Below are 6,629 nucleotides of genomic sequence, written 5' to 3' on the forward strand. Positions count from 1 at the left end.
GGTGTCGCCGTTATGGGGATATTGTCTTTTCTGTTCGGTAAGCTCATTTTCACGCTGGTACCGGTTTTCGTAGAAAATTTTCTTTTCAAAGATGCATTTGATAACTACATTCTGCACAACCTCGTAGAGGGCGGCATTAAACTGATTCTGCTGTTAGTCTACCTGACAGCCATTTCACAGACCCCTGTGATCAAACGGCTGTTCCAGTATCACGGAGCCGAGCACAAGGTGATCAGCGCCTTTGAAGCCGGCGAAGAATTAACTGTTGAGAACGTACAGAAATATAGCCGTCTGCATTACCGCTGCGGCAGCAGCTTTATGATGCTGACCATCATACTCGGCGTGGTAATCTACTCTGTTGTCCCTTGGAGCAACCTTACGGAGCGCATTCTTCAACGAATTATTCTCCTGCCGGTTGTCATCGGTGTTTCGTTTGAGGTTCTGAAAGGAACCAACGCCGTACGGGATATTCCGGGACTGAAATATTTGGGTTATCCGGGACTGTGGCTCCAGCTGCTTACGACGAAGGAACCTAAAGACGATATGGTGGAAGTATCCATCGCTTCGTTCAACCGGATGCGGGAGCTTGACGCCGCAATTGAAGCAAAAGGATATGCGGAGGAAAGTGTGTCAGGCGGCATATTGGATCCTGCGAAAGGATGAGTGGCCTATGATCAGGCATGCTTTGATTTTTTGGATTGCAGTTTCGCTCGCTGTACTTGGATTGGTTACGGGAATCATGGATTATGGCCTAGGCTGGCTGTTTTGGACGCTGCTTCCTACTTTGCTGCTATTTGCCCTTCTGATTTATGCTTACCGGTTAACTCAGAAGAAGCCGAATGGTCCAGGCGGCTCAAGACCCAAAGTAAAGCCGTCCCAGAAAACTATGGCCAAAGTTGCAGGAGTCCGCAAGACTCAAGCCGCTCCCGGCAAACGCAAAACGTACCCGTTCCAGGTGATTGAAGGCAGCAAGGGAAAGAACGATGAACATCTTCCCAAATATCATTAACCGCTGCTTGTTTACGTATAACTTACAGCTAAAAAGCATCCCGATGTTGCGTCAGCAATCATACGGGATGCTTTTTTTTGATTACAGCCAGCATTCTAATGTTTAAAAAGCTTGTTCTTGTTCGGACGCCAATGTCTGAAAAACTCTTCCCCTGCCTTCATTCCTGCTGTATACAGTTCGTCACTCTGCTCTGGAGAGATATGAAATTGCGTCGTGGATACGCCAAGGGTTGGGATTTTGACGGTACGCACGAACTTCTCTTTCTCAATATAACGTTCATCATGGGCAGAGAGCATCGTACCCACCATCGCCTGCAGCATGCTGAACGGACCGGTAATCCGGTGCGCCTGCGGCTCCGTCTTCCCGATCAGCTGGTAGCCTATCGTAGGTGTCCTGCGTTCCGGGCTTATAAAGCCCTCCTTCTCATCGAACAGCCATAGCGGAAAATTACTTAGCAAGCCGCCGTCCACTACATAAATAAACTGTTCCATAAAGGTTTTACCCTGCGCCGCCTGACCGCTTAAACGCAGCATCACCGGATCGAAGAAATACGGGATACTGCAACTCATCCGTACCGCCTTTGCGACCTCAAATCCAGCCGGAGATATCCCGTAATCCTCCAGATCGTCGGGCAGCACAATAATTCGTCCATTCGTGATATCCGAAGCAATGATCGACAGCTTGCCTCGCGGCAGATCGCTGAAAGTAACAATGCCTTTATCCCGTAAAATACCCCGGATCCACGCCTCCAGAGCCTCGCCGGAATACAGCCCCTTCTTAATCATTACATGCAGTGCAGGACCAACAATAGCAGTATTGTACAGCATTCCCCGCTTTAAAAATGAAGTGAATGAGGTCTGCCTAATTATACGGCTCATCGTTTCCCCGTCATAACCTGCGGCCAGGAGAGATGCGATGATGGAGCCGGAAGAGGTTCCGGCCACTCTTTTGAAGATCCCCCCTGCCCGTTCTGTAGCTTCAACTGCTCCGGCAAGCGCTACTCCCTTTACACCTCCGCCTTCAAATACTGCGTTAATCTCCATACACGACAATCCCCCGTTCCATAGATCTATTGCTTATCTATGAGCACGGGGGAGCTTTAATGACTTCTTAGGATTTAAAATAAAAGGCCAATAAGCTTGATAGCCCATACGGATCACGGACGACAATATCGTTAGCCCGAAACATAATACTGCCTGCAACTTCATCGTAATTCTCATTATATTTCAGCTGGTTGATGATCTGTTCGCCGCTCTGCCACTCTGCACTCTGTTTGGTGTCGCCTACTTTGTAGGCTGCCTGGCCGATGTAGAGCTTAACATCTGTTCCCTTAACTTCATTCACCCACCAGTCCACCAGCTTGTCGTAACGGGCGGCAGTGAAGGATAGACTCCAGTAGATTTGCGGAGCAATATAGTCAATCCAGCCGTTCTGAATCCAGGTGCGGGTATCCGCATACATGTTGTCATAAGCGGAAACGCCAGAAGTGGTATCCGATCCCGAACTGTCAACTTTCTTGTTGCGCCAGACACCGAACGGACTGACTCCATAGGAGAGGGCAGGCTTTGCGGTGTGAATCTCCTGGCCCAGCTGGCGGATAAATTCGTTAATATTGTCCCGCCGCCAATCCGCCTTGCTCACGATGGCTTTAGAATTATACGATTTGAACGCATCATCATCTGCAAAGGCAACACCGGAAGGGTAGAAATAGTCATCTAAATGTATACCATCAATGTCGTAGCCGCGGACAACCTCCATCACGGAATCAATAATGTGCTGGCGCGCTTCCGGGATGCCGGGATTTATGTACAGTTTGCTGTCTGTTTGGACGATCCATTCCGGATGAAGCTTAGTCACATGATTCGCGGCCAGTCCGGCAAGTGTTGCCGCACCGGTGTCCGTTGTTGCCCGGAACGGGTTGAACCAGGCATGAATCTGCATGCCCCGCTGATGCGCCGCGCTAACCATGTACTCCAGCGGATCATAGCCGGGTGTCTTTCCCTGCGTTCCCGTCAGCACCTTGGACCAGGGAACCAGCTGTGAGGCGTAGAGGCTGTCACCCGACGGTCGGACCTGTACAAAAACAGCATTGAATCCTGTCGCCTGGAGCTTGTTCAGCAGCGTATCGAATTCCTGCTTCTGCTTCGCAGCATTATTAGCCGAGGCTGCCTGCGGCCAGTCCAGATTGAATACGGTGGAGACCCATACCCCCTTCATCTCCTTCCCCGTCTTCACACCCGGGATGGACGGCACGGAAGGCACTGTTGGCGCAGGTACTGTCGGTGCGGGTACCGTTGGTACAGCTGGAACCGTAGGAGCGGCTGGATTACTGATCTCGGCATTTGAATACAGTGCGATATGCTTGGCCGCCTGATTCCAGACCACCTGCAGCCCAAGCTGTTCGCTCACAAACCGCAGCGGCACCATTACCCGCCCCTGCTTGATTTGCACGGAGGTATCCAGGCTGACAGAAGCATCATTAACCAGAGCCGTCTTCTTGCCGCTGGTCAGCTTCAGCACGGTATCCCCCTTGCTGATCGTCACTGTCTTGCTCGTCTGATTCCACTCTACCCCTGCCCCGAGCCCTTTGCTGACTACGCCGACCGGTACCATGGTTACATTAGAGACTGTAATGTACGGGGGCACGTCCGTACTCAGCGTCTCTCCATCGAGTTCAATTGTAATCTGCACCGCTGCCGCCCGTGCATCTGTTGACCACACCGGCAGGCATAACATTAACACCAATACTCCCAAAATCCATTTACGGTAATTCATAATTCCTCCCAGTTGTAAAAATTAATATGGATTTACCAAAAAAAAGAAACGGCCTTCTCGTCCTTGAATAAGGGAGACGGCCGTTTCTTTAAAAACGGAGTCAGGGCAGAAACTGTTTTTCTGCAGAAATACAAGAAAAAGTATAACGAAAAGTCTATATTTTCTTATACTTCATTAAAGGACGTTATCCGTTTTGACGTAAAAAAACTGGAAAGGTTGCGGTAAACGATACAGAAACAGTCTTCTTTATGAATCGCTGACCAGTTCATGGTGGATATCGTATAAGGTCTTTACACGTTCTTCATCGCGGCGGAAATACTCCACCAGCGTTTCAATCCGCGTAATGGAATCCCAGCTCAAATGATGCTCAATGCCTTCGACATCCTTATAAATATGCTCCTGCTGCACTCCGATCAGGCCAAGAAACTCCTCCAGCAGCTGATGACGGTCAACAAGCCGTTTCCCCACTTTTTTACCTTTGCTCGTTAGGACAAGCCCACGATATTTCTCATAGATGAGATATTCGTCCTTATCCAGTTTTTGGATCATCTTGGTCACAGATGAGGGGTGTACTTCCAATCCCTCGGCAATATCCGAGACCCGCGCATAACCCTTCTCATCGATGAGCTTATATATGCGCTCCAAATAATCCTCCATGCTGGGTGTTGGCATTCAAGTTTACCTCTTTTCTATAATGAGCATGGCACGGGGGCCAACCTTGCTCTAATAATGATACATGTTTCTGCCGCTCCTTGGCAAGTCCTCCGGTGCTGATCCGCCCCCGTTAGCGATGTTTACCATGATTTCAGCGACCCGGATAAAGGCACACTAACGGTATGATCATCCGAAGGAGTGTGAATTCATGACGATCGTAGCACCTGAACGCCCTGCCGCAAAAAGACAACGAAAACCCACCGGTTTGTTCATCCCTGAGCTTGTTTTTTTTGAGCCGGATGCGCTGAATTACCCCAAAGGGGAGCAGATCATGGAATGGGTCAAAGCCCGTAATATCCCCTACCGGATGACCACGTCGCATAACCGGATTACGAATCTGCCCGGCGAAACCGAGGTGGAGCAATATAAAATCGCCAAACGGACACTTGTGGTGGGTCTTCGTAAAACGCTGGCTTTTGACCAGTCCAAGCCTTCGGCCGATTACGCGATACCGATTGCCACCGGCTGCATGGGCCACTGCCATTATTGTTACCTGCAGACCACACTTGGTGCCAAGCCTTATATAAGAGTATATGTAAATACGTGCGATATCCTGGACGCTGCCAAAAAATATATTGATGGACGTGCTCCCGAGATCACTACATTTGAAGCCGCATGTACCTCTGATCCCCTGGGGCTTGAGCATATTACCGGTTCGCTGGCGGAGCTGATCACTTTCATGGCCGCTGAGCCGCTAGGACGGCTGCGCTTCGTTACCAAATACCAGCATGTGGACCCGCTGCTGAAGCTTAAGCACAATGGTCATACGCGGATCCGCTTCAGCATCAATGCCGATTATGTAATCAAAAACTTTGAACCTGCCACTTCCCGCTTCGAAGAACGGATTGAGGCCGCCGGAAAGGTTGCCCATGCCGGATATCCGCTCGGCTTCATTATCGCGCCGATTATCTGGCATGATGGCTGGAAGGAGGGCTACGGGGAACTGCTGTCCAAGCTGGCAGAGACATTGCCGCCGGGCGCCGGTAAAGGCCTGACCTTTGAGATGATTCAGCACCGGTTCACCAAGACCGCCAAGGCCGTCATCGAGAAACGTTACCCGAAATCCAAGCTGGAGATGGACATCGAGAAGCGCAAAAAGAAATGGGGCCGCTGGGGACAGAATAAATATGTCTATCCCGACGAACAACAAACCGCCCTGCGTGAATTTATCACAGAGCGGATTTTTGAACATTTTCCGGAAGCAGGCATTGATTATTTCACCTAATAACCGCCTACTACAACTTGCTGCTAAAAAATCATCCAGTCCGGCGTCACTCCCTGCAGCCAGATCGTAATCCTGAACATTTGATCCGTGAACAGCAGTAAGCCCATAAAGATCATCAGCGCACCGCCGACCTTCATCAAGGCGTTAGAATATTTAAGAATGCGTCTCGCACCCCCAAGGAAGAAGGCCAGTGCAAAAAACGGCAGCGCAAACCCGATGCTGTAGGCTGTGATCATGGCAAACCATGTGCTTGGATCACTGGCGGAGAGCGCGATGATCGCAGTCAGAATCGGCCCGATGCACGGTGACCAGCCCGCGGAGAATCCGATGCCGAATATGAAGGAACCGGCATACCCCGCCGGCTTCCATTTGAGTTCCATCTTACGCTCGCGCAGCAGAAAATGCGGCTGGAATATACCGAGCAGGAATAAACCCATGACGATGATCAGAATCGCTGACAGCTGGCGGATTAAATCCCGCTGGCCGTTGAAAAATTGCCCGAACAGCCCGGCACCGAAGCCGAGCGTATAAAACACTGCAGAAAAACCCAAGATAAAGGCCAGCGTATGCGAGAGGGTCCGGAAACGGACCTCTTTGCTGTTGCTGCCGTTTTTTAGCTGCTGGACCGACAATCCGGTAATATAAGATAAATACGAAGGATAGAGCGGCAGGCAGCATGGGGAGATAAACGACGCCACTCCGGCGGCAAAAGCGATTCCTGCATTCAGATTGGACAAAGCGGCAGCTCTCCTTCCGGATTCGGGGTCACTTCGCTAAAGATTGGTTACTATATAAATTAAACTTGTGATTTTTCCACCTTGGGGATTAGCCGTGGCTACAGAGAATATTTGGACTTCCGGCCGCTGTTGTCTGCAGATTTCTTGATTTGTACCGCTGTTCGCGGTG

General features: G+C 50.3%; 7 protein-coding genes. 3 read left to right on the forward strand and 4 right to left on the reverse strand.

Annotated features, from left to right (window positions below; translation table 11 throughout):
- Together AQR02_RS34430 and AQR02_RS17070 are read left to right on the forward strand one after the other, a co-directional pair.
- Positions 1-663 (forward strand): DUF1385 domain-containing protein (locus AQR02_RS34430; RefSeq protein ID WP_245237516.1); only part of this gene is annotated, 663 nt, incomplete at its 5' end.
- 7 nt (positions 664-670) lie between these two features.
- Positions 671-1,009, forward strand: a complete 339-nt coding sequence (locus AQR02_RS17070) for a hypothetical protein (protein ID WP_054941506.1) — start codon at positions 671-673, stop codon at positions 1,007-1,009.
- A gap of 95 nt (positions 1,010-1,104) precedes the next feature.
- Here the strand turns inward: AQR02_RS17070 and AQR02_RS17075 are convergent, their stop codons facing one another.
- The 3 genes from AQR02_RS17075 to mntR all read right to left on the reverse strand — a co-directional run bounded on the left by AQR02_RS17075 (position 1,105) and on the right by mntR (position 4,456).
- Positions 1,105-2,052: a patatin-like phospholipase family protein gene (locus tag AQR02_RS17075; RefSeq protein ID WP_054941507.1), complete on the reverse strand. Its 948-nt coding sequence runs from the start codon at positions 2,050-2,052 to the stop codon at positions 1,105-1,107.
- Positions 2,053-2,119: 67 nt separating this feature from the next.
- Positions 2,120-3,784, reverse strand: coding sequence for a family 10 glycosylhydrolase (locus AQR02_RS17080; protein ID WP_054941508.1), 1,665 nt, complete (start codon positions 3,782-3,784; stop codon positions 2,120-2,122).
- Between the two features lie 246 nt (positions 3,785-4,030).
- Positions 4,031-4,456, reverse strand: a complete 426-nt coding sequence (gene mntR / locus AQR02_RS17085; RefSeq protein ID WP_054941509.1) for a transcriptional regulator MntR — start codon at positions 4,454-4,456, stop codon at positions 4,031-4,033.
- Between the two features lie 190 nt (positions 4,457-4,646).
- Between mntR and splB the strand changes: the two genes are divergently transcribed.
- Positions 4,647-5,723: a spore photoproduct lyase gene (gene splB, locus AQR02_RS17090; RefSeq protein ID WP_054941510.1), complete on the forward strand. Its 1,077-nt coding sequence runs from the start codon at positions 4,647-4,649 to the stop codon at positions 5,721-5,723.
- Between the two features lie 23 nt (positions 5,724-5,746).
- Here the strand turns inward: splB and AQR02_RS17095 are convergent, their stop codons facing one another.
- The gene (locus AQR02_RS17095; protein WP_054941511.1) at positions 5,747-6,460 is read right to left on the reverse strand and encodes a cytochrome c biogenesis CcdA family protein; all 714 of its coding nucleotides are present in this window, start codon (positions 6,458-6,460) and stop codon (positions 5,747-5,749) included.
- Between the last annotated feature and the right edge of the window lie 169 nt (positions 6,461-6,629).

This window comes from Paenibacillus ihuae (assembly GCF_001368795.1).
Taxonomy (GTDB): domain Bacteria; phylum Bacillota; class Bacilli; order Paenibacillales; family Paenibacillaceae; genus Paenibacillus_AQ; species Paenibacillus_AQ ihuae.

Coding starts and splice junctions, on each gene's coding strand:
- AQR02_RS17070 (WP_054941506.1), top strand. CDS start 671: ATGATCAGGCATGCTTTGATTTTTTGGATTGCAGTTTCGCTCGCTGTA.
- AQR02_RS17075 (WP_054941507.1), bottom strand. CDS start 2,052: ATGGAGATTAACGCAGTATTTGAAGGCGGAGGTGTAAAGGGAGTAGCG.
- AQR02_RS17080 (WP_054941508.1), bottom strand. CDS start 3,784: ATGAATTACCGTAAATGGATTTTGGGAGTATTGGTGTTAATGTTATGC.
- mntR (WP_054941509.1), bottom strand. CDS start 4,456: ATGCCAACACCCAGCATGGAGGATTATTTGGAGCGCATATATAAGCTC.
- splB (WP_054941510.1), top strand. CDS start 4,647: ATGACGATCGTAGCACCTGAACGCCCTGCCGCAAAAAGACAACGAAAA.